We start from the raw sequence: 20,973 nt of genomic DNA, 5'->3' as shown, positions 1-20,973 counted from the left end.
GTGTAGGGGTGGGCGGGCGAACCAAACAAGTCCTCCACCGAGGCTTCTTCGACCACACGGCCCGCATACATGACCACCACACGCTGGCAGGTTTCGGCCACCACACCCATGGCGTGTGTGATCAGCAAGATGGACATGCCCATCTGCGACTTGAGCCGGTCCATCAGGTCCAGAATCTGCGCCTGAATGGTCACGTCAAGCGCGGTGGTGGGCTCGTCGGCAATCAACAATTTGGGCTTGCACGACAGGGCCATGGCGATCATCACGCGCTGGCGCATACCCCCTGAAAACTGGTGCGGGTAATCGTCAACCCGTTGCTCGGGTTTGGGAATATTCACCAGGCCCAGCATCTCGATGGCTCGGGTTTTGGCCTGTTTGGCACTCAGGCCTTCGTGCAAGCGCAAGGATTCAGCAATTTGCTCGCCCACCGTCAAGACCGGGTTGAGCGAGGTCATGGGCTCCTGGAACACCATGGCGATCTCGCGGGCGCGGATCTTTTGCATCGCCGCCGAATCGGCCTGCACCAGATCCTGCCCTTCAAACCAGATCTGGCCGTGGGCAATGCGCCCCGGCGGCATGGCCAGCAGCTTCATGATGGTCATGGCCGTGACGCTTTTGCCGCAACCGGATTCGCCCACCACGCCCAGCGTCTCGCTGCGGTCGATGTGAAAACTCACGCCGTCCACCGCATGCAAGACACCGTCATCGGTGTCAAAGTGCACCTGCAGATCCTGGACTTTCAACAACGCTTGGCTCATCCGTCAACCTCTTTAAAGCACGCGGCGCGGATCGTAGGCATCGCGCAGACCGTCACCGATGTAGTTGATGGTCAACACGGTGATGAAAATCAACAAGCCAGGAAACAAGGCCCAGTGCGGCGCAATGTCCATGTGGTCCTTGGCGTCAAACAAAATGCGGCCCCAGGTCGGGATGTCGGGCGGAAAGCCCAAGCCCAAAAAGGACAAGGTGGACTCGGCAATGATGGCCGCCGCCACATCGATGGTGGCCGCCACAATCACCGGCCCCATGGCGTTGGGCAGGATGTGCACCGTGACCTGTCGCCAGGGGCTGGCCCCCAAAGCACGCGCCGCTTCCACGAATTCCTTTTCGCGCAGCGACAGGAATTGGGCACGCACCAGACGGGCCACCGGCATCCAGCGCAAGCCACCAATCACCGCCACCACCAAAATGAACACCCCCATTTCGGTGCCCACCCATTTCTTCAGGGTGTCGTTGAACAGGTAAAAAATCAACAACAACAAGGGCAGTTGGGGCAAAGACAAGAACAAGTCGGTGAGCCACATGAGGAACACATCGACCGGGCCTTTGGACATGCCCGCCACCGCCCCCACCACCACACCGAGGGTGATGGCTATCAGCATGGCGGCCAGCCCCACCGCCAGCGAAATGCGCCCACCGTACAGCATGCGGGCCAGCAGGTCTTGCCCCAAATCGTCCGTGCCCAAGGGGTGCCGCCACGAGGGCGGCTGCATGCGTGCCGTGAAGTCGATCTCGTTGATGGGCACGCGCCAAATCCAAGGCCCCAGCAACACCGCCAAAATAATGAAGCCCAAAACAAAGGTGCACACCACAGCCAGCCGGTGACGTTTGAAACGTCGCCAAGCCTCGCGGCCTGGCGAGACCGGCGCTCGGGGAGTTGGGGCCTTCTCAGGCAAAGGAGATACGGGGGTCAAGCCAGCCATACAAAATATCTGCAATGAGGTTGCACGCAATCACCAGCGCGGAGAAAACAAAGGTCACCGCCATCACCACCGGCGTGTCGTTGGCCAACATGGAACTGATGATCAAAGAGCCAATGCCTGGCACCCGAAAAATCTGCTCGGTCACGATGGCCCCGCCAAAAATGGCGGGCATCTGCAGGGCCACCAAAGTGACCACCGGGATCATCGCGTTGCGCAGCACATGCTTGGTGATGACCACTTTTTCGGACAAGCCCTTGGAGCGCGCCGTGGTCACATAGTCCAGCCGAATCACATCCAGCACCGCCGACCGCACATAGCGCGTCCAGGCACCCGCCTGGAACAAGCCCAACACGGCGACGGGCATGATCATTTGCTTGAAATGCTCCCAGAAAAAGCGCCAACCTGTTTCAGGGATGTCGGCCCGGTAGACAAATGGCAACCAGTCCAGATGGATGCTGAAAAACAAAATCAGCAAGATGCCTGTGAAGAACGTAGGCAGTGAAAACCCGATGAAGGCCAAGGTACTCGCGATCTGGTCAAACAAGGAGTAAGGCCGAGTCGCTGCATAAACACCCACCGGAATGGCAATGCACAAGGCCAACAGTTGCGACGATCCAATCACCAGCAAGGTGACCGGGATACGGTCCATGATCAGCGTCTCGACATTGATGCGGCTGATGAAGGAGTACCCCCAATCGCCTTGAACCATGGCCACAAGCCAGTTCCAGTAACGGACCATCAGGGGGTCGTCCAGGCCGAACTTTTCACGCAAGGACAAAGCCACCTCGGGCGGAATGTTCGGATTGGAGACCAGTTCCGAAAATGGATCGCCCGGGGCCATGGCCAGCACAGTGAACAGCAACAAGCTGATGCCCAACAAACTGGGCACGGCGATCAAGAGTCGCCGCAAAATGTAGTGAAACATGGATTAAACGTTTCGGTACCAGTCTTTGAGCAACCACAGGTCGTTGTCCCAGCCGCTCAAAGGCGCGACCAGGTTGTTCACGGCACCTGCAGTGCGCGGCCGGTAAACCACCGGAATGATGGCCACGTCATTGATGGGCATGTCGTTCATTTTGATGAACAGGGCGGCCCGTTTGACCGGGTCCATCTCCGACTGGGCCTCCAGGTAGGCTTTGTCGTACTCCGGATTGCTGTAGCGCGTGGAGTTGCGACCCAGCCACTTGTTGGCCTTGGTGGCAAACTGGTTGGTCAGGTACTGGTTCATGAACACCTCAGGGTCGGGCTGAGGCATGGTGGTGGTGAACATCTGGATGTCGCAAAAGAACTTGGTGTAGGTGTCCGGGTTGGCGGGGTCGGACGAAAAATACACCGAGGCCGGCACCGACTTCAGCTCCAAATCAATGCCTGCCCGTTGCGCCGCTTGCTTGATGATTTGCTGGGTCTTTTGGCGTGGGCCATTGATGGACGTCTGGAAGACGAACTTGAGTTTTTTGCCACCTTTTTCGCGAATGCCATCTGAGCCTTTTTTCCAGCCCGCCGTCTCCAGCACCTGATTGGCTTTGTCGATGTTGAACTCGAATTTGGTGTTTTTGGAAGCAAAGCGCTGGGGGTTGTTCAGGAAGTTGGCCGTGGCAATGCCGGTGCGTCCGTAAATGAATTTTTGAATGCCCGCACGGTCTACCAACAAGTTCAGGGCCTGGCGCACGGCCAGCTCTGACAGGATGGGGTGTTTGGAGCTGGGGTGCGCGCGCTCACCGTCAATTTCGGTCCAGGGATCGGCCAGGTTGAGTTGAATGAACTCGATGTTGCCGCCCGGGGTGATGGATGTTTTGCCCTTGCCGCCTTGTTCCAGGCGAAGCAACAACTCGTCTTCGACTTGCAAGTTCCACGCGTAGTCGTACTCACCGGTTTGCAACACAGCGCGCGCCGCCGACACAGCGTCCCCGCCGCCCTTCATCTCGATGCTGTCAAAGTAGGGCCGGTTGGCTTCGTGGTAGCTGGTGTTAATCACACCGCGCAACATGTCGCCTGGCTTGAAGTCCAGGAATTTGTAGGGGCCTGTGCCCACGGGTTTGAGGTTGGCGGGTGCGTCGCGCGAAGTGGCCCCTTTGAAAGCGCCAAACACGTGCTTGGGAATGATCATGCCTGCCGCACTGCAAAACGGGTCCGCCCAAAACGGCGAAGCCTTCGTGTATTCGACCCGGACCGTGTGGCTGTCAACTTTGGTGACCTTGATGTCTTTGTAGGTTCCTGCTGTGTAGGCGGCGGTTGCCGGATCCAAAGCGTACTCGTAGGTGAACACCACATCGTCGGCCGTGAACGGTTTGCCGTCGTGCCACTGCACATTTCTCTTCAACTTCCAGATGATGGTTTTGCCATCCAGGGACACACCACCGTTGGCAGATGTCGGCACTTCAGCGGCCAAAATGGGAATCATGTTGCCATCGCTGTCCCAAGCGCCCAGGGGTTCATAAAAGATGCGCGAGCCTTCCTGGTCCTTGGTGCCGCTGGCAAAGTGCGGCTGCAGCAATGTCGGGCCTTGCCACCAGAGCAACTTCAAGGGGCCACCGCCACCGCGTTTGGTGGGCTTGTAGGCGGAAGCTGTTTGAGCCTGGGCCAGGCCAGAGGTCAACAGCATTTGAGCAGCCATGGGCACGGTCAAGCCATACCCGATCATGTTGCGAATGAAGTCCTTTCGGCTGATGGCATTTTCCCGAACCTGTTCAATCAATCCGCGCACTGCTTTTTCATCCATGGTCGTCTCCTGATTTGAAAGTTGAAGTCAGCTTTTCAGCCTGAACCACACGTTACCCCTAAATTGCCTCAGCAACATTAGGGTTATGCTTTAGATGCCGCATTAACAATCCCAGAGGAGACAGCATGGCGATCAAAAAAAGTTCCATCCAACTGCCCAGCATGACGCCCGGCACCCAGCGCAGCATTTCGGTTTTGCGCTTTGGCAAAGCCGGTGCACGGCCCAAGGTTTACATGCAAGCGGCCATCCATGCCAACGAGATGCCCGGCACCATGGCCATGCACCACCTCATGCCCCTGCTGGTCGAAGCCGACAAGAAGGGCTTGATCCAGGGTGAAATCATTTTGGTGCCCACGGTCAACCCGATTGGCCAAGCGCAGCTGGTGGGCAACTCGCACGCGGGCCGCTACAACTTGCTGAGCTACGAAAACTTCAACCGCAACTGGATCGACCTGAGCGATGCGGTGGCCGAACGCGTGGGCAAGAAGCTGGGCGCAGATGCCGAGGCGAACGTGCGCACCATCCGCAAAGCGGCGCAAGACAGCCTCAAGGCCTTGAAGCCCCTGAACGAGCTGGGCACCTTGCGCGTGGAGGTGCAAAAACTCAGCTGCGATGCCGACTTTGTGCTGGATTTGCATTGCGACATTTACGCTGCGCTGCATCTGTTTGGCGCCAAAAACGATGTGGCCACAGGCACGCTGACTTCGCTGGCGGCCGATTTGGGCGTTGAAGCCACGCTGTACAACGACCCCTACCCCAAGGCCCTGACATTTTCGGGCGTGAACAGCGTGCTGTGGGCGCGGCTGGCCGAGCAGTTTCCGAAGGCCAACATTCCGCAAGCGTGCATGTCGGTGACGGTCGAGATGCGCAGCCAGCACGATGTGAGCGACGCATTGGGCCAATCCGATGCACAGAACCTGTACCGTTGGCTGGTGCGCCAGGGCGTGGTGGGCGGCCAAGCCGCGCCACTGAAAAAGTTGAAAACCGCGCCCGCACCCATGAGCGGCATGGACGTGGGCTACAGCACCTGCACCGGCTTTTTGGTGTTCCGCGTCAAGCCTGGCGCCAAGGTCAAAAAAGGCCAGGCCATTTGTGATGTGATCGACCCGGCCAACCCCAACGGCGCCAAAGGCCGAACCACCTTCACAAGCCAGACCGATGGCGTGCTGTTTTCACGGCGCTTGGACGGTTACCTGTCCTGGCCCGGCCAGGTGATGTACCGCATCAGCGGCGCCAAGCCCCTGCCCCACCGAATCGGTGCGACGGGTCTGGACGACTGATCACCCAACTGCCTTTGTAGGAGCCCACCCCGGGGGCGATGGCTTGCCGTGGTGGTGTGCGGTCAATCGCCCACAGGGTGGGCTCCTACAAAACATCAGCGGGTTCGTTCAAAAACCGCTCCACCAAACGCGTCCAATACGCCGCGCCCACCGACAAGTTGGCGTCGTTGAAGTCGTAGCGGGCGTTGTGCAGCATCACGCTGTCCAGGCCATTGCCCAAGCGTAAAAAGCTGCCGGGCTTGTGCTGCAGGTAATAGGCAAAATCTTCGCTGCCCGTGACCGGTCCGAAGGGAAACACCACCTGCTCGGGCCCGACCAATTCCTCGGCCACCTCGCGCGCGAAATCGGTTTCGGCATCGCTGTTGATCACCACCGGGTAACCCCGCTCGTACTCGATCTCGACCTCGCCGCCATATGAGCTCACCTGGTCCCGCACCAGGTGCGTGATGCGCTCTTGCAAACGGTTGCGCACCTCGGGGCTGAAGGAGCGGATGCTCAGGCCCAAGGTGGCGAATTCGGGAATCACGTTCGTGGCCTGGCCCGCATGCACCGAGCCAATGGTCACCACCGCTGTTTGTGTGGGATCGATGTTGCGCGAGACCACGGTCTGCAAGGCCATGATCAAACTGCCCGCAATCACCACCGGGTCCACCGCCTGGTGCGGCCGTGCGGCGTGGCCGCCCCGGCCGATCACCTTGATGCGGCAGGTGTCCGAGGCCGACATGAAAGCGCCCTTGCCGAACATGAAAGTGCCTTGCGCGGCACCGGGGTGGTTGTGCATGCCAAAAATCGCGTCGCAGGGAAAGCGCTCGAACAGGCCATCGGCAATCATCTGCTGCGCACCGCTGTCTTTGCCCGCCTCTTCGGCCGGCTGAAACACCAGGTGCACCGTGCCCTGAAACTGACGCGTTTTGGCCAGTTGCTGCGCCGCCCCCATCAGCATGGCGGTGTGGCCATCGTGGCCGCAGGCGTGCATGGTGCCCGCATGGGCACTGGCATAGGGCTTGCCGGTTTCTTCGTGGATCGGCAAGGCGTCCATGTCAGCACGCAAGGCAATGCCACGGCCTTCTCCAGTGCTCAGCGTGGCCACCAGGCCATGCCCGCCCACGTTGCGGGTGACCCGATAACCCCAGCCTTCAAGCCGGTCACCCACCCATTGCGCGGTGGACTTTTCCTGAAACGACAACTCGGGAAATTTGTGCAGGTGCTGGCGCGCTTCGCGCAGCAAAGGCTCGGCCTCGAGCAGGTCCGAGATTTGGCAAAAACAGGTGTAGCGTGCGTTCATTTCAGACTTTCAGCGTGACAGCGCAGGCACAGCGCCCGAGCCCAGATCCCAATACAAACCGGTCATGACGCTCAGCGCCTCGCGCAGCAACTCGGCGGGCAAATGCTCGTTGGGCGCGTGCTGCGAACAGCCGGGGTAAGAGTGCGGCACCCAAATGGTTTTGAGGCCCAACACGTCGGTGAAGATGTCATTGGGCAATGAGCCGCCCAGGTTGGGCAGCACCGCCGGTTTTTTGCCGGTGCTCTGGGCCAGCGAATCCACCGCCCAGCGCACCCAGTCGTCGTCGGGGTCGATGCGAGTGGCCTTGAACAACTCGTCCCGTGCCGCCTTGACCTTGACCATCCCGAAACCGTGCCGGTCCAGGTGCCTGCGCAAGGCGGGCAGGATGTCATCCGGGTCAATGCCCACCACAAAGCGCAGCTGGCCACAAGCCCAGGCCCGCGCTGGAATGGCGTTGACCGGGGTGTCTGGGTTACCGGTTTTGAAGGCCAGCACTTCAAAAGACGACCAGCCAAACACGCGCTCGGCGGGGCTCAGGCCCGGCTGGCCCCATTCGGGCTCGATCACCGGTCCATCGACGCCGCCGTCCACCTCGCAATCGGCCAGCACGCGGCGCACCGATGCGGGCATGGCGGCCGGCCGCCACTCGGGCACCAAAATTTCACCCGTGGCCGACACCAGGCTGGCCAGCGCATGCGCCATCTGAATGCCGGGGTTGGAGATCAGGCCACCCCAGTTGCCCGAGTGGTGCGCACCCGCACGGGCCTCGATGCTCAATTCGAAGTTGATGCAGCCGCGCGAGCCCAGAAAAATCGTGGGCCGGTCTGCCCGCAGGCGGGGACCGTCAGAGGCGATCAGCAAATCGGCCTGCATCAAATCGCGGTGCTCGGCACAAACATCGCGCAAACCGGGTGAGCCAGTTTCCTCGCCCATCTCGATCAGGTATTTGGCGTTGAAGCCCAAGCGCCCGCGCTCGGCCAGCACACAGGCCATGGCCTGCAGGTTCACACTGTGCTGGCCCTTGTTGTCGGCAATGCCCCGGCCGTACCAGCGCCCAGCCTGCTCTGTCAGCGACCAAGGCGACAAGCCCTCGCGCCATTCCTTGTCCAGGCCCCGGATCACATCGCCATGGCCATAACCCAGGGCCGTGGGCAAGGCCGGGTCTTCGATGCGCTCGGCCCACAAAAAAGGCGCTTTGGCCTTGGGGTGTTGCAGCAGTCGGCAAGCAAAGCCCATGGCTTCGAAGGCGGGCTGCATCTCTTGCGTGAGGTAAGCCTGCAGCTGCTCGGCCCGTTCGGGGTTTTGGCTTTCGGTGGGGGCGGCCACACGCCGGGCCAGGGTGTGCCGGAAATGGCCTTCGTCAAAATGGCGCTGGGCTCGGTCGATCGCTGCTGCACGGCTCATGAGGGGTTTCCTAGGCCATGAGGCGTCATGGCGGGTGGGATCAAACCGCCAAGTTGCCAGCACAGCGCCTGCAAGTCAAGCACCCATGTGCTGGCCAGGCCCGCAGGTGACAGCTTGGCGTGACTTCAGCGCCTGCCAGTGCCCGATTGGCCCGGCTTGGCAAAGTCAGCATCCACCCAGGCCTGCGCGCTCTGGCGGTTGAGCTTGAAACCGGCATCCACCTTGACTTCGGCCAGCGCGTCACCGCCTTCGTCCTGCGCGCTCAGCACGGCGTAGGGGTTGTCCTCGTCGGGCACGATGCGCAGCAGCACCGTGACGCGGCTTTCCCGGCCGTTCACGGTCACGCTTTGGTTGAGCTGCGCGTGCAGCTGCTGCTCGCTGCGGCGCACAAACTCGCTGGCGGTTTTGACCAAGGTGATGAAGGCTGAGCCATCCAGCGGCTTGGGGTTCTTCTTGTCGCGGCCCATGGTCCAGGGGCCGACCAACGCAGGTTCAGACTCACCCACCTTGTACATCGCCACGGCCCAGCCGTCATCGTCTTCATTTTTGATGACTTGGGCGGTCCAGTTTTCGTCTTGCCAAAGGCGGGCTTCTTGCCGCAGGGGGGTGTCTTGTGTGTCGTCGGTCATTGGGGCTGTAAAAAAAACGTTGAATGTGGATCATGCCTCATGAAACATCGGTAAACCGCACACAGGCACCATCAAAGAAGCCGTTTGCACTCCGGAAACGCACCGGGAGGTGGTGTGTCTGGCCAAACGCCGTACAAAACCAAATCCCTCTAAAATATAAATCCAAATAATTCATTTCAAGCACCCCATGAGCTCGTTGCTCTGGGACCGGTGCAAACAAGCCCCCATGACTCAGGCCAAGGCTCTCCAACTGTATCCCCTACGCATCGCGGCCACCCTGCTGTGTTGCGCTCTGACGCTCCCAGCCTTCTCAGGAGAGCCCGGCATCAGCCTTCGCGAACTGGCACCGCTGCCCGGGGGCGACAAAGCCGCCATTTGGTCCATGGGGCTCATCAACGAAGTCCCCGCTTTTGTACGCACCGTCCGCAACTCTGGCAAAGCGGACGAACCATGCCGCCCTGATCTGCTGATCGTTCAAGGTGAAAGAGGCAAACTGGCTGGCCAATACGCCGAAGCGGCCATGGTGCTGGCCGCCCGCGCCTTGCACCGGCACTGCAAAGGCCAAGTTTGGTACGCGCCTGTGGGCCAAGCACCCCGCCTGCGTGCCGACTTGCGCGGTGAATGGCACGATGCGGCAGGCCTCAAAGCACTGCAGGCTGGCCAGTCCCCCCAGCCACTGAGCTATGAAAACCTGGACTTTCCTAAAACCCCGGGGACCCAGGCCGTATCGGTGCAGCAGCTTCAACTGGAAGAACAGTTTTACAAAGAACACCGCCAAAAGCGCCCGCAGTACGAAGCCAATTTGCAGCGCTTTCAGGGATGGCAAAAACAGCATGGTCTGAAACAACATGCGAGCTTGGACCAATGGAGCCGAAACCCGTTTGCATATGGCACACAGGCCATCAGTTCGGTGGTGGTTTTCCAGCGCGCCCTGAATCATCAAGAAGTCAGTGTGACAGCCCCGCGCAACCAAGCAGGCGCGGATGCACTCTTGCTGCAAGCAGATGCCAGCAGCTGGAAAGCAGGGGCATGGCTGGTGCTCATCAAACCCGGCGCACCCAAAAACACGACTTACGGAACCATCGCCACAGCGCAACTGCTGGCCAAAGTGGCGTGCACCGAATTCGATTGCGTCGATCAACTGTTCATTCCCGGCCAAGGCGATTTGCCAGAGGTTTGGGGGTACAAAAAATAAATACTGCAGTGAAGATATATCGGTTAAATACCCAATTCCGCCTAAATTTCCAGATCCATGGGCGATCAGTATATGATGTCTAAGTTGTTGATTTTAATGGAAAAACTCTATCATTTCAGAGGTCGAACCAAGGAGTCAGGGAACGAAGCTTGACACCATTAAATAAACTTTAGATGTACAATTAATACCAACTGTAAGAACTGACCATCCCAATGTTCGGCTTACGTCTACGACTTCTTTAACAGCGAAAAGCCTTCATGGGGATCATGAAACGTTTGAACATCGTCCAATCGATACTAACTTTTCATAAAATTAAATCGCAAAACACACGAAAATCATGACAGAAAAAATTTTTTTTGATCTTGACAAACTAAAGGCTAATGACCCGGCCGAAATAAAAAAAGTTGCAAAGCAATACGCAGCTAAAAAGCTTTCCAGTAAGCAAGTAGGGCTTATTGCATACCATGCGAAGCCAGCCTTAGATGCTATTCAGGCAATTGCACGAGAAATTTCCAAGTCCCAGGAAAATGCTTTTAAAGGAAATGCCCACTCCACCGATGGAGCCTATACCTTTTCTCAAACATCACAAAAATATTCGAGAACATCCGAAGAGAAACGTGATGCATACCGACATGCAGAAAATTTACAACGTAAAGCATTGGAATCTAATGAGCGGATGAACGCCAGCAACAATTCACTTTGGGGAAAAGTTGCTATCGGAGTATTGGCATTAGGTGCCGCTGTGGCTTATGCTCGTAGCAAATAAGTTGAAACTCACAGGGCACTAAATATTACAAGATTCAGAAGCGGCACCTTATCTCTAAGGTAAATTTGCATTTTTTTTAATTAGTATTTTTAAATAACGGTCTGTGTTTACGTCTTGCAAATCGGTTTTAGAGATGCCTTTTCCAAACCCTCCCTCATCCCCTAACAGGCTGCTGAAATACTGTATTGATGGTGCCTGTAGCAAAATTCTGATCTCATAGAACGGCCTACAAGCCACTTTTCTTAGGCTGCCAAGGGATAGACGACCATCGGAAGTGCCGATTTTCCCGCTGTCAGGAGGTATTTCAGCTGCCTGCTAAATGAGTGCATTGTGCACCCCGCCATAACGCGCTTGCCCTGAGACCATGGTCATCAAGGCTGCAAATGCAATGCCAGCAGCAGCACCTGAGGCGCACCTTGCTCGCGCAACATCGCCGCAGCCACGGTGGCGGCCCAGCGGGTTCGCACCTGGGTGGCCACCAACAGCACCGGTCCGGCGGGCAGTGCGGCATCGGGTGCGAGGCGAATGGCCGCCTCCAGGTGCGCGACCACCGGAGTCGAGGCGACGTCGTTGGGCGCTGGCCCAGCGGTCCAACTGAACACGTCGTGCAGCGGCAAGCGCCCCTTGCGCGCAATGTGTTCGGCCAGCACGCGGTTGGCAGACATGTCGGGCGCAGGCAGCGGCACCACGCACACCGGGCGGGCTGGCCAGGTCTTGGCCCAGCGCCCCAGCGTGGCCACGGCCCCGGCCAGCAGCTCAGGCGGCACCTCGCCTGAGCCTGCAAATTCCCCGCGAGTGGCCAAGCTCAAGGCCTGCAGCTCGGCCACCCAGCCCGGTTCGTCGGCAAAAGCCACAGCACGGCCCACGTCAAAGCCGCGAATACTTCCTTTGCGCCCCACCCCGCCCGGCCAGCGTTTGCGCGGCTCGATGTCCACGTCCATGCCGCGCAAAAAGTTGCGGGCGGCCATCAACTTGTCTTGTGATGGCGACAGCCCAGGAAAGGGCAAATGCCCGGTGCACACCGAGCAACGCCCGCAGGGCGCGGGCGAAGGGTCGTCCAGCGCGGTTTGCAAATACGCCATCAGGCAGCCCGCACCCTGCGCGTACTGGCGCATGATGCCCGCCTCTTGCTGGCGCACCTGGGCCAGCGCGGTCCATTTGACACTGTCGTGTTCATAGGGCACGCCCGTGGCGCGCCAAGTGGGGCCGTCCTTGTCCACCACGCCTTCAACGGCCAATATTTTGAGCAGCGCTTCCAGCCGCCCACGGCGCACACCCGTGTCGGCTTCGATCTCCAGCAAGCTGCGCCCATCGTTGCCCAGGCTGCTCAGCACCTTGGCGGCCGTGGCCGCATCCGGGATCGACGCGGTGGCAAAGTAATCCCAGATGCGCTCGTCGGCATCGGACGGCAACAACACCCCTTCGGCATGCGCGACCGCCCGGCCCGCGCGCCCCACCTGCTGATAATAGGCCACCGGGGTCGAGGGTGAGCCCACATGCACACAAAAGCCCAGATCGGGCTTGTCATAACCCATGCCCAGCGCCGAGGTGGCCACCACCGCCTTGACCTGGTTGTGGCGCAAACGCTCTTCCACCTTCAGGCGCGTGTCGGCATCGGTCTGACCCGAATACGCATCCACCGCGTGGCCGCAGCTGCGCAAAAAAGCCGTGAGCCGCTCGGCTTCGGCCACCGTGAGCACGTACACAATGCCCGAGCCGGGCAATTGCTCCAGCGCATCGGCGATCCAGGCGTAGCGCTGCAAGGGCGACAAGCCTGGCACCACCGACAGCGTGAGCGAGGTGCGGGCCAGCGTGCCGCGAAAAGTCACGGTGGACTCGCCCAACTGCTTGCCAATGTCCAGCGTGACCCGCTCATTGGCCGTGGCCGTGGTGGCGAGCACGCTGGCCGTGGGTGTGGACAACAGCGCCCGCGCCAGCCGCTGGTAGTCGGGCCTGAAGTCAAAACCCCAATCGCTGATGCAATGCGCCTCGTCGATCACGATCAGGCCGACCCGGGCCAGCAAAGCGCCCAGACGCGCCGCAAAACGCGGGTTACCCAATCGTTCGGGCGAGACCAGCAGCACATCGATGGCGTCCTCGTCCAGCCGCTGGAACACCTCGTCCCAGTCGTCGATGTTGGTGGAATTCACCGTGGCCGCCTTCAGGCCCGCCCGCTCGGCGGCGCTGACCTGGTCGCGCATCAGCGCCAGCAAGGGCGAGACCACCAGCGTGGGGCCAGCGCCCGTGCTGCGGATGGCGTGTGTGGCCGCCCAATACACCGCCGACTTGCCCCAGCCCGTGGCCTGCACCACCAACACGCGCGAGGCGGGCTGCAGCACGGCGTGAACGGCGTCCAATTGGTCGGCACGCGGCACCGCACCCGGCCCTGCCAGGCGGGCCAGGATGGTGTGCATGTGCTGCTCGGCGACGTCGCGGGTGGCTGAGCTTGGCGGCTGCAAGTGACTGGCTGTGTTCATCGGCTCCCCTGTTCGCCTTGGCTGGCGTTTTTAATGAAGCGCCATTTTGCAACGCTGGACCTGTTCATGAAAAACCCATCGACACCAACCCGACCGATGGGCCTTGTGCGTCAAGCCTTCACCAAATGCGCCTCCAGCCCCCGGCGCGGTGCGGGCCCGATGGCCGGGGCGTGGCCCAAACGCGTCCACATTTGCACCGTGTGCCCACGCTCGGCGGCGCCCAGCAACTGGTGCACGGCCTGGTAATGCGGCTTTTGCTCGGGGTATTCCTGCAAAGCCTGCGACAAGGGGTGCATGGACAGGCCCTGCGCCGTGGCGGCCAGCTGCGCCCGCACATAGGCGCGACCGGCCAACAGTTGGGTGATGCGGTCGTTGCGCTCGGTGCTCAGCCAAAAATACGCGGGCGTGCTGGCAATCGCGGCATTAAAGCGCTCGAGCTGGCCCTTGATTTCCGAGCTGTCTGGGGCCGAGGCCTTGGTTCGGTCAAACAAACCCAGGGCGTTGAGTGCCCGCACCATGGGCGAGTTGAGCGAGATGCCGTCGCGGTGCTGGGCGATTTCCTTCGGGCCAATGCGCAGCACATGGTAAGACTCCAGCAGCGTGCGCGGCGTGACCAGCTCGGTGCGCCAGGCGTCCATGGCAATCTGCGCGTGGCGGGCCATGGCGGCCTCTTCGCCCCGGGTGACCAGGCCCAATGTCACGGGCAAACCTTTCACACTGTCACGCACCGCTTGCAAATCAGCAGCATCCGGTGTGCGGGTCTCGTAAACACCCTTGTGCGTGTGGCGACGGAATACCTGCGCAAACAGCGGGTCGGGCTGCAACTGCGCGTCGCGCACCAGCCGGATGCGGGCCGTGGGTCGGGTGTCGGGGGCTTGGGCGCTGTACTCGCCTTCGGGGAACATCGCCACCTCGGTGCGGTAGCCGCGCTGGCGGGCCGCCAAGTCCAGCACCTCAATGAAAGTGCCCTGGCTGATCACCAACTGGCGCGAAAGTGGATCGGTCTCGGGCAGCAGGCGCGTCATGTCCATGCGCAGCACGATGGTGTCAGGCATGTTCAAGTCCACCAGCCACGACTGCAGGTTGTGCGCGTGGGGTGCCAGCAAGGCGTGCGACAAAACCCAACGGCGGATGTCCAGGCTGTCGGCTGGGGGGGTCCACGCAGCAATCGCTTCGGGCGGCATGCTGCTGTCGCAGCCGGTCAAGCTGCTCACGGTGGCGGCGGCGATGAATCCGCCGCCTGCGATGCGCAACATCTGTCTTCTGTTCATGGTGGAGCTCCTGGTTAAAAAGTGTTCAAAAGGGTCTGAGGTGGATTGTCTGAAGCCCAGAGCCATTGCACAATTGCATAAAAGTAAACACCAGCCATTCATTCATGAATACATCGAACTTCAACTGGGCACTCATCCCCTCTTTTTTGGCGGCCCTGGAACACGGCAGCCTGATGGGCGCGGCCCGCGCCACCGGAGTGAGCCAGCCCACACTGGGGCGGCACATCGCCGAGCTGGAAGAGCAACTGAAACTCGTGCTGTTTGAGCGCACCGGGCGCGGCCTGCAGCCCACCGCGCAAGCGCTGGAACTGGCCGAAGCGGCCCACGCCATGCAAGACGGTGCGGCGCGCTTTTCGCGCATGGCTTCGGGCTCGGGGCAAACGGTGCAAGGCCGGGTGCGGCTGTCGGCCAGCCAGCCCGTGGCCTGCTTTTTGTTGCCACCCATCCTGGCCCGCATGCGCCAGGCCCTGCCCGATGTGGTGGTGGATTTACAGGTCACCAACTCTGTGAGCAACCTGCTCATGCGCGAGGCCGACATGGCGCTGCGCATGGTGCGGCCCGAGCAAAGCAGCCTGGTGGCAAAGCACATTGGCCAAATGGCCCTGCGCGCCTGCGCCAGCCACAGCTATTTGCAGCGCAAGGGCACGCCGCTGCAACCTGCCGACCTGCTGGCGCACGACCTGATCACCGGCGACCGAAACACCGAGATCGAAGACGGTTTTGCGGCGCTGGGTTTTGCGGCCAGCGGCCTGCGCCACGGCCTTCGCACCGATGACCTGATCGCCCATTGGTCAGCCGTCAAAGCAGGGCTTGGCGTGGGTTTTGTGAGCGAGCACCTGATTGACTCAGACCCCACCGTCAAAGCCATCTTGCCGATGATCGAGTTGCCGGTCTTCCCCATCTGGCTCACGGTGCACCGCGAGCTGCGCACCAGTGCCCTGATGCGGGCGGTGTTTGACTTTTTGGGCGATGAGGTGCCGCTGGCACTGGCCGAGCCTGCAAAGACTTGACCCTTAAGCGCAGGTGAAGCCCTTACCCGAGCGCTCACCACGGTTGCGTTCGTAAAATTGAAGAGAAATCCTTGGAGGGCCATGGCAGCACTCCCGCAGGCCCTGTTCCATCCTTGCCTCACCTGCATACACGTTCCCTGACCTATGAAAACTTTCCCGACACGCCCTGTGCTGGCCTGGCTGCTGTGCGCTTTGCCAGCCCTGGCCTGGGCCCACGGCATTTCTGACGAAGACCGCCAGCGCATGCTCGACGGCGGCTACCTCCAATACGTGGGCTTGGGCGCCAGCCACATGCTCACGGGCTATGACCACCTATTGTTCCTGTTTGGCGTGGTCTTCTTTTTGACCACCTTCAAAGACGTGGCCAAGTTCGTCACCGTGTTCACCATCGGCCACTGCATCACGCTGATCTTCGCAACCTATTTCAAGATCACCTGGAACTTCTATCTGGTCGACGCCATCATCGCCCTGAGCGTGATCTACAAGGGCTTTGACAACAACGGTGGCTTTCAAAAACACCTGAACATGCCCTCGCCCAACCTGCTCAAGGCGGTGTTTGTTTTTGGCCTGTTGCACGGCTTTGGCCTGTCCACCCGTTTGCAACAGCTGCCCTTGGGCGACGACCCGGTGGCCATGCTTTGGCGCATTTTGAGCTTCAATGTGGGCGTGGAAGTCGGCCAGATCGCTGCTTTGAGCGTGATGGTGGCAGTGCTGGCCCTGTGGCGCCAGCGCCCCTCGTTCCAGCGATTCAGCCACCTGGCCAACCTGGGCCTGATGTACGCGGGCGTTTACCTCTTGTTCACGCAGCTGCACGGCTACCAGCACGACAGCCAGCCCGACAGCTTCCGCTTCCCCGCAGCAGAACACCAGCACGCGCACGAAGACATGGACATTCAAAACACCACCGACGACAGCCGCAACACCTTGAAGTGATCGCCTGATTCCAACACCGACTGGACACACCATGACCAAAATCACCCTAGCCGCCCTGAGCCTGTGCACCGCCTTGTGGGCACCCACGACATGGGCCGACCCCGGTGGCAGCTGCCACTTTCACGGCAAAAAACCAGCCACCGAAGCCACCGTGAGCGGCTGTGCGCTCCAGCGCAAAGACAACTTGGTCAAAACCGGCAAACTCGATGCGGCCTGGAGCGCCGTTAAGCCTGCGAGCATCGAAGCCGTCGATGGCAAAAAGGGCAAGGAATGGAAGGTAACGTTCAAGGACGCCGCTGCCAAGGACAAAAGCAAGGAGACGCTCTACATGTTCTTCACCTTGCCGGGCAACTTCATTGCTGCCAATTTCACGGGGCAATGAAGGGCGGTACACGGATTAAAAGGGCTTAAAAGGGCTCAGCTGGCCAGCCTCCAAGGATTCCGTCTGAGCCACTGGGCACCTTCAAGCCACCGGCTCAAGCGGACCAAGGATTCACCCAAACCAAGCCCAATCCCTCAAAGTGCCGCACGTTGCGCGTAGCCAGTTGTGCACCGTGGGCCAAACAGGTGGCGGCAATCTGGGCATCGGCCATGGCCACAGGTTGACCTTCGCGCTCCCGCCTGGCCACCAAATCGGCATAAACCACAGCCGCAGGCAAGTCAAAGGCCAAGACCCGACCGGGAAAGTCTTCGGCCAGCATGGCCTCAAAAGACTGTGTCAACTGCGCCCGGCGTGCACCGGGCGGCAAACGGGCCAGACCGAATAGCAGTTCGGACACCCCTACACTGCACAGCCATAAATCCCGGTCTACCTGCGCATCCACCCAAGCCAGCACCGCCGGGTTGGGCACGGGCCGCATCAGCTCAGACACCACATTCGTGTCCAGCACGATCACAGCGAAGCCTCCACCCCCGCATCGCCAAAGTCAGCCGCTCGGGCCATCTCGGTGCGTTCAAGCAGCGGCAAATTCACACCGCCAATCGCTGCAAATCGGGCGTTTAAACGGCTGCCCAAACCCGTAGCTGCCACAGGCTGCGACAGCACACTGCGCAAGATGCAGCGCACCTCCTCTTCCATGGACCGGCCGTGCGCGGCTGCGGCCAGGCGAAGTTTGTCCTTGATCTCGGACTCTATGTTGCGAATGGTCAGGGTGGACATGGGCTGGCTCCTTTTTCGATAGCAATGCTAGCAGTGACAGCATTTTTTAACAAGGCAAGCCAATACGGCCAAACCCAAGCCACGGATAAAAGAATTTTAAAGAGTCTGAATTAGGAGGCATTTGAATTCAAAACAACACATTCAATCTCTAGAATCAAGTGAATACCCAGTTATTCATTTTTTTGAGATTGATAGTTTCAAATGACTCTTCCAGACAACGCCACCCGCACCCCAACACCCCACCCTCAAGAACTGCAAGACCAGCTCAACGACCGGGCCGAAGCTTTCAGCAAAAACTTTGCCGATGCCAGCTACGAGTCGGGCCAAGCACAAAACTTTGTGCGCGAGATGTGTGGGGTTTACGGGCTGAACTACCTGCGCTCGGTGGACTTTGAGCGCCGCGTGACCAAAAACAGCGGTGTGGGCATCAACCGCATCGACGGCTTTTTCCCGGGCCAGCTGTTGGTGGAGATGAAATCCAAAGGCGAAGACCTGGCCAAAGCCTACGAACAGGCCAAGGCCTACATTCCCCTGCTCAAAAAGAAGGACGACGTTCCGCGCTACATCCTGGTCAGCGACTTTCAAAACCTGCACCTGTACGACGAGACCGGGGACCAAGCCCCCATCCGGTTCAAGCTGGCCGACTTCAAAAGCCACGTCAATGATTTGGACTTTTTGCTGGGCTACGAGCGCATCTACCAAGACCGCCAGGCCCAAGCCAGCATCGAAGCGGCCCGGCGACTGGGCAACCTGCACGACGCGGTTAAACAAACCGGCTACCGGGGCCAAGACCTGCAAACCCTGCTGGTGCGACTGCTGTTCTGTTTGTTTGCCGACGACACGAACCTGTTCAACAAAGAAGACGCCTTCAAGCTGGCGGTGCAAAGCAGCAACAGCGCAGGCGACGATCTGGGCGGCAAGCTGCAGCGAATCTTTCGACGTTTGGACACCAACCCCAACGCCTCAGCCAAGGGCGACGCCAGCACACAGCGCACCGATGGGCAATATGCCTACCTGCTGGACTTTCCCTATGTGAACGGGGCCCTCTTCACCAAGCGCATTGAAGACCCGGACTTTGACGCCGCCTCGCGCCAAGCCCTGCTGGGCTGCTGCGACATCGACTGGTCCGACATCAGCCCAGACATTTTTGGCACTTTGTTCCAGCACATCATGCATTGGGACGACGAAGAAGCGCAGGGCAAAAGTAAGAAGCGCCGCGACTTTGGGGCCCACTACACCAGCGAGCGCAACATCCGCCGCGCCATCGACCCGCTGTTTCTCGAAGCCCTGCAAGCCGAGTTGGCGCTGTGCAAAGGCGACGCCAAAAAGCTCAAGAACTTTGTCACCAAACTGGCCAGCCTGCACTTTTTTGACCCGGCCTGCGGGTGTGGCAATTTTTTGGTGGTCACCTACCGCGAGTTGCGTTGGCTGGAACAGCAAACCCTGATGGAGCTCAACAGCATCAAAGGCGCACAGCAGACCATGCCGCTGTGCAACGTGCACCAATTTCACGGCATCGAGATCGACCCCATGCCGCCGAAATCGCCACAGTGGCCATGTGGCTAACCGACCACCAGATGAACCAGCGCTGGGCCAACGGCTACAAACGCATTCCGCTGGTGAGCAAAGCCAACATCCACCAAGGCAACGCTTTGCGAGTCGACTGGAACACCGTGATCGCGGCTTCCAAAATCAGCTTCATCGTGGGCAACCCGCCTTTTTTGGGCTACACCCAGCAAAGCGCCGAGCAAAAAGCCGACATGGCGCTGATCTTTGGCAAAGCCCAGGGCACGGGCGTGCTGGACTACGTGACCGCCTGGTACATCAAGGCCTTTGGGCAAATCAAGCTCAACCCGCAAATCAAAGCCGCCTTTGTGTCGACCAACAGCATCACGCAAGGCGAGCAGGTGTCGGTGCTGTGGCAGCCACTGTTTGACCAAGGCCTGCACATCCACTTTGCGCACCGCACTTTCAAGTGGAGCAACGAGGGCTCGGGCGTGGCGGCGGTGCACTGCGTGATCGTGGGCTTTGGGCTGGACAAGCCCAAAAAGTGCGACCTGTGGGATTACGGCCAGGGCATCAGCGGCGACGGGCAATTGCAAAAGACGCGACGGATCAATGCTTATTTGGTGGATGCGCCTGCCATCTTTTTGTCCAATCGGCGCGCTCCCCTGTGTAAGGTGTCGCCCATGAACAAAGGTAGCCAACCCACCGACGGCGGGCACCTGCTGCTGAGCGCCGACGACGCGCAGGCCATCCGCGACAGCGATCCGATTGCGACCCGCTACATCCGGGCCTTTTTGGGCGCAGACGAATTCCTGAACAACACGCCGCGCTTTTGCCTGTGGCTGGCCGACATGACCGACGCCGACCTGGCCGCTTCGCCCGAATTGCAACGGCGCACCCAGGCCGTCAAGGCCATGCGCCTGGCCAGCCCCAAAGTCCCCACCCAAAAACTCGCCGCCGTACCGCATTTATTTGGCGAAATTCGCCAACCCGCTGGCAACTACCTGCTGGTGCCCAGCGTCTCGTCGGAACGGCGCTCATTTGTGCCGATTGGCTACATCGACAGCCAAGTCATCGTGAGCAATCTGGCCTTTGCTGTGCCCAACGCCACGCTCTACCACTTCGGCACGCTCACCTCGACGATGCACAACGCGTGGATGCGGGCCGTCTGCGGCCGACTCGAAAGCCGTTACCGTTACTCCAACACCATCGTCTACAACAACTACCCTTGGCCCACACCCAGCCCGGCACAGCAAGCCGCCATCGAAACCGCTGCCCAGACCGTGCTCGACGCCCGTGCCCAGCATGCCGACAAAAGCCTGGCCTGGCTGTACGACCCCGACAACCTGCGCAAAAACAAAAGCCTGCAAGCCGCGCACGACGCCGTCGATGAAGCCGTGGACGATGCCTATGGCTACGACAAAAGCAACGACGACACCAGCCGCGTGGCCTACCTGTTCGACCTTTACGAAAAGCTAGCCCTAGCCCCCATGCTGGAACCCGCTCAGGGTTCCACACCCGATAAAAAGCCACGCCAAACAAGCACCCGAAAACCCATTAAGTCTCCAAAAGAAATCTCGCTAGTTTGATATCAAATCAATTGATTGCTATCATTCAGATTCATTTGAAGGAGAAG

At 59.9% G+C, this 20,973-nt stretch carries 18 protein-coding genes and 1 pseudogene; 8 read left to right on the top strand and 11 right to left on the bottom strand.

Annotation, left to right across the window (positions count from 1 at the left end):
* From QZ190_RS10005 to QZ190_RS09990, 4 genes are all read right to left on the bottom strand, one after another.
* Positions 1 to 758: ABC transporter ATP-binding protein (locus QZ190_RS10005; RefSeq protein WP_291915636.1), on the bottom strand; the 758-nt coding region annotated here is incomplete at its 3' end.
* Positions 759 to 770: 12 nt separating this feature from the next.
* Positions 771 to 1,703, bottom strand: coding sequence for an ABC transporter permease (locus tag QZ190_RS10000; RefSeq protein WP_291915634.1), 933 nt, complete (start codon positions 1,701 to 1,703; stop codon positions 771 to 773).
* Positions 1,669 to 2,628 (bottom strand): ABC transporter permease, encoded by a 960-nt coding sequence (locus QZ190_RS09995; RefSeq protein ID WP_291915633.1) that lies wholly within the window; start codon positions 2,626 to 2,628, stop codon positions 1,669 to 1,671. The genes QZ190_RS10000 and QZ190_RS09995 overlap by 35 nt, the downstream gene beginning before the upstream one ends.
* 3 nt (positions 2,629 to 2,631) lie before the next feature.
* Positions 2,632 to 4,422, bottom strand: coding sequence for a peptide ABC transporter substrate-binding protein (locus QZ190_RS09990; RefSeq protein ID WP_291915632.1), 1,791 nt, complete (start codon positions 4,420 to 4,422; stop codon positions 2,632 to 2,634).
* A gap of 125 nt (positions 4,423 to 4,547) precedes the next feature.
* On the opposite strand from QZ190_RS09990, the gene QZ190_RS09985 reads away from it, so the two are divergent.
* On the top strand, positions 4,548 to 5,702 hold the full coding sequence (locus QZ190_RS09985; RefSeq protein ID WP_291915630.1) for a succinylglutamate desuccinylase/aspartoacylase family protein: 1,155 nt from the start codon (positions 4,548 to 4,550) through the stop codon (positions 5,700 to 5,702).
* A gap of 85 nt (positions 5,703 to 5,787) precedes the next feature.
* Here the strand turns inward: QZ190_RS09985 and QZ190_RS09980 are convergent, their stop codons facing one another.
* The 3 genes from QZ190_RS09980 to QZ190_RS09970 form a co-directional block, all read right to left on the bottom strand.
* On the bottom strand, positions 5,788 to 6,987 hold the full coding sequence (locus QZ190_RS09980; RefSeq protein WP_291915629.1) for a M20 aminoacylase family protein: 1,200 nt from the start codon (positions 6,985 to 6,987) through the stop codon (positions 5,788 to 5,790).
* Between the two features lie 9 nt (positions 6,988 to 6,996).
* On the bottom strand, positions 6,997 to 8,391 hold the full coding sequence (locus QZ190_RS09975) for a M20 family metallopeptidase (RefSeq protein WP_291915627.1): 1,395 nt from the start codon (positions 8,389 to 8,391) through the stop codon (positions 6,997 to 6,999).
* A gap of 125 nt (positions 8,392 to 8,516) precedes the next feature.
* The gene (locus tag QZ190_RS09970) at positions 8,517 to 9,020 is read right to left on the bottom strand and encodes a hypothetical protein (protein WP_291915626.1); all 504 of its coding nucleotides are present in this window, start codon (positions 9,018 to 9,020) and stop codon (positions 8,517 to 8,519) included.
* 187 nt (positions 9,021 to 9,207) lie between these two features.
* On the opposite strand from QZ190_RS09970, the gene QZ190_RS09965 reads away from it, so the two are divergent.
* Both QZ190_RS09965 and QZ190_RS09960 read left to right on the top strand, forming a co-directional pair.
* Positions 9,208 to 10,215, top strand: coding sequence for a hypothetical protein (locus tag QZ190_RS09965; RefSeq protein ID WP_291915625.1), 1,008 nt, complete (start codon positions 9,208 to 9,210; stop codon positions 10,213 to 10,215).
* 337 nt (positions 10,216 to 10,552) lie between these two features.
* Entirely contained in the window at positions 10,553 to 10,981 is a 429-nt protein-coding gene (locus QZ190_RS09960; RefSeq protein WP_291915623.1) for a hypothetical protein, read from the top strand.
* A gap of 371 nt (positions 10,982 to 11,352) precedes the next feature.
* Here the strand turns inward: QZ190_RS09960 and QZ190_RS09955 are convergent, their stop codons facing one another.
* Positions 11,353 to 13,458, bottom strand: coding sequence for a DEAD/DEAH box helicase (locus QZ190_RS09955; RefSeq protein WP_291915622.1), 2,106 nt, complete (start codon positions 13,456 to 13,458; stop codon positions 11,353 to 11,355).
* A gap of 110 nt (positions 13,459 to 13,568) precedes the next feature.
* Positions 13,569 to 14,729 (bottom strand): twin-arginine translocation pathway signal protein, encoded by a 1,161-nt coding sequence (locus QZ190_RS09950; RefSeq protein WP_291915620.1) that lies wholly within the window; start codon positions 14,727 to 14,729, stop codon positions 13,569 to 13,571.
* Between the two features lie 104 nt (positions 14,730 to 14,833).
* Here QZ190_RS09950 and QZ190_RS09945 point away from each other — a divergent pair, with 104 nt between their 5' ends.
* From QZ190_RS09945 to QZ190_RS09935, 3 genes are all read left to right on the top strand, one after another.
* A complete protein-coding gene (locus tag QZ190_RS09945) occupies positions 14,834 to 15,739 on the top strand; it encodes a LysR family transcriptional regulator (protein ID WP_291915618.1) in 906 nt (301 codons plus the stop codon).
* A gap of 144 nt (positions 15,740 to 15,883) precedes the next feature.
* Positions 15,884 to 16,672 (top strand): HupE/UreJ family protein, encoded by a 789-nt coding sequence (locus QZ190_RS09940; protein WP_291915617.1) that lies wholly within the window; start codon positions 15,884 to 15,886, stop codon positions 16,670 to 16,672.
* A gap of 31 nt (positions 16,673 to 16,703) precedes the next feature.
* The gene (locus tag QZ190_RS09935; RefSeq protein ID WP_291915616.1) at positions 16,704 to 17,054 is read left to right on the top strand and encodes a DUF6488 family protein; all 351 of its coding nucleotides are present in this window, start codon (positions 16,704 to 16,706) and stop codon (positions 17,052 to 17,054) included.
* Positions 17,055 to 17,148: 94 nt separating this feature from the next.
* Here QZ190_RS09935 and QZ190_RS09930 read toward each other — a convergent pair whose 3' ends face one another.
* Both QZ190_RS09930 and QZ190_RS09925 read right to left on the bottom strand, forming a co-directional pair.
* Entirely contained in the window at positions 17,149 to 17,568 is a 420-nt protein-coding gene (locus QZ190_RS09930; protein ID WP_291915614.1) for a type II toxin-antitoxin system VapC family toxin, read from the bottom strand.
* Complete coding sequence (locus tag QZ190_RS09925) at positions 17,565 to 17,831, bottom strand: Arc family DNA-binding protein (RefSeq protein WP_291915613.1); 267 nt, start codon at positions 17,829 to 17,831, stop codon at positions 17,565 to 17,567. The genes QZ190_RS09930 and QZ190_RS09925 overlap by 4 nt, the downstream gene beginning before the upstream one ends.
* A 201-nt stretch (positions 17,832 to 18,032) precedes the next feature.
* Between QZ190_RS09925 and QZ190_RS09920 the strand changes: the two are divergent.
* A pseudogene (locus QZ190_RS09920) lies at positions 18,033 to 19,834 on the top strand (DNA methyltransferase); the annotation flags it as partial.
* Positions 19,835 to 20,020: 186 nt separating this feature from the next.
* Positions 20,021 to 20,926, top strand: a complete 906-nt coding sequence (locus tag QZ190_RS18130; protein WP_367114238.1) for a type IIL restriction-modification enzyme MmeI — start codon at positions 20,021 to 20,023, stop codon at positions 20,924 to 20,926.
* Positions 20,927 to 20,973 lie beyond the last annotated feature (47 nt).

Origin of the sequence: Limnohabitans sp., assembly GCF_017848645.1 — a bacterium.
Classification (GTDB): domain Bacteria; phylum Pseudomonadota; class Gammaproteobacteria; order Burkholderiales; family Burkholderiaceae_C; genus Limnohabitans_A.
The sequence above is the reverse complement of the archived record's forward strand: the minus strand, read 5'-3'. Positions and strand labels throughout refer to the sequence as shown.

Bases quoted from the DNA above. Each gene is read 5' to 3' on its own strand.
- QZ190_RS10000 (WP_291915634.1), bottom strand. From the start codon at position 1,703: ATGGCTGGCTTGACCCCCGTATCTCCTTTGCCTGAGAAGGCCCCAACT.
- QZ190_RS09995 (WP_291915633.1), bottom strand. From the start codon at position 2,628: ATGTTTCACTACATTTTGCGGCGACTCTTGATCGCCGTGCCCAGTTTG.
- QZ190_RS09990 (WP_291915632.1), bottom strand. From the start codon at position 4,422: ATGGATGAAAAAGCAGTGCGCGGATTGATTGAACAGGTTCGGGAAAAT.
- QZ190_RS09985 (WP_291915630.1), top strand. From the start codon at position 4,548: ATGGCGATCAAAAAAAGTTCCATCCAACTGCCCAGCATGACGCCCGGC.
- QZ190_RS09980 (WP_291915629.1), bottom strand. From the start codon at position 6,987: ATGAACGCACGCTACACCTGTTTTTGCCAAATCTCGGACCTGCTCGAG.
- QZ190_RS09975 (WP_291915627.1), bottom strand. From the start codon at position 8,391: ATGAGCCGTGCAGCAGCGATCGACCGAGCCCAGCGCCATTTTGACGAA.
- QZ190_RS09970 (WP_291915626.1), bottom strand. From the start codon at position 9,020: ATGACCGACGACACACAAGACACCCCCCTGCGGCAAGAAGCCCGCCTT.
- QZ190_RS09965 (WP_291915625.1), top strand. From the start codon at position 9,208: ATGAGCTCGTTGCTCTGGGACCGGTGCAAACAAGCCCCCATGACTCAG.
- QZ190_RS09960 (WP_291915623.1), top strand. From the start codon at position 10,553: ATGACAGAAAAAATTTTTTTTGATCTTGACAAACTAAAGGCTAATGAC.
- QZ190_RS09955 (WP_291915622.1), bottom strand. From the start codon at position 13,458: ATGAACACAGCCAGTCACTTGCAGCCGCCAAGCTCAGCCACCCGCGAC.
- QZ190_RS09950 (WP_291915620.1), bottom strand. From the start codon at position 14,729: ATGAACAGAAGACAGATGTTGCGCATCGCAGGCGGCGGATTCATCGCC.
- QZ190_RS09945 (WP_291915618.1), top strand. From the start codon at position 14,834: ATGAATACATCGAACTTCAACTGGGCACTCATCCCCTCTTTTTTGGCG.
- QZ190_RS09940 (WP_291915617.1), top strand. From the start codon at position 15,884: ATGAAAACTTTCCCGACACGCCCTGTGCTGGCCTGGCTGCTGTGCGCT.
- QZ190_RS09935 (WP_291915616.1), top strand. From the start codon at position 16,704: ATGACCAAAATCACCCTAGCCGCCCTGAGCCTGTGCACCGCCTTGTGG.
- QZ190_RS09925 (WP_291915613.1), bottom strand. From the start codon at position 17,831: ATGTCCACCCTGACCATTCGCAACATAGAGTCCGAGATCAAGGACAAA.
- QZ190_RS18130 (WP_367114238.1), top strand. From the start codon at position 20,021: ATGAACAAAGGTAGCCAACCCACCGACGGCGGGCACCTGCTGCTGAGC.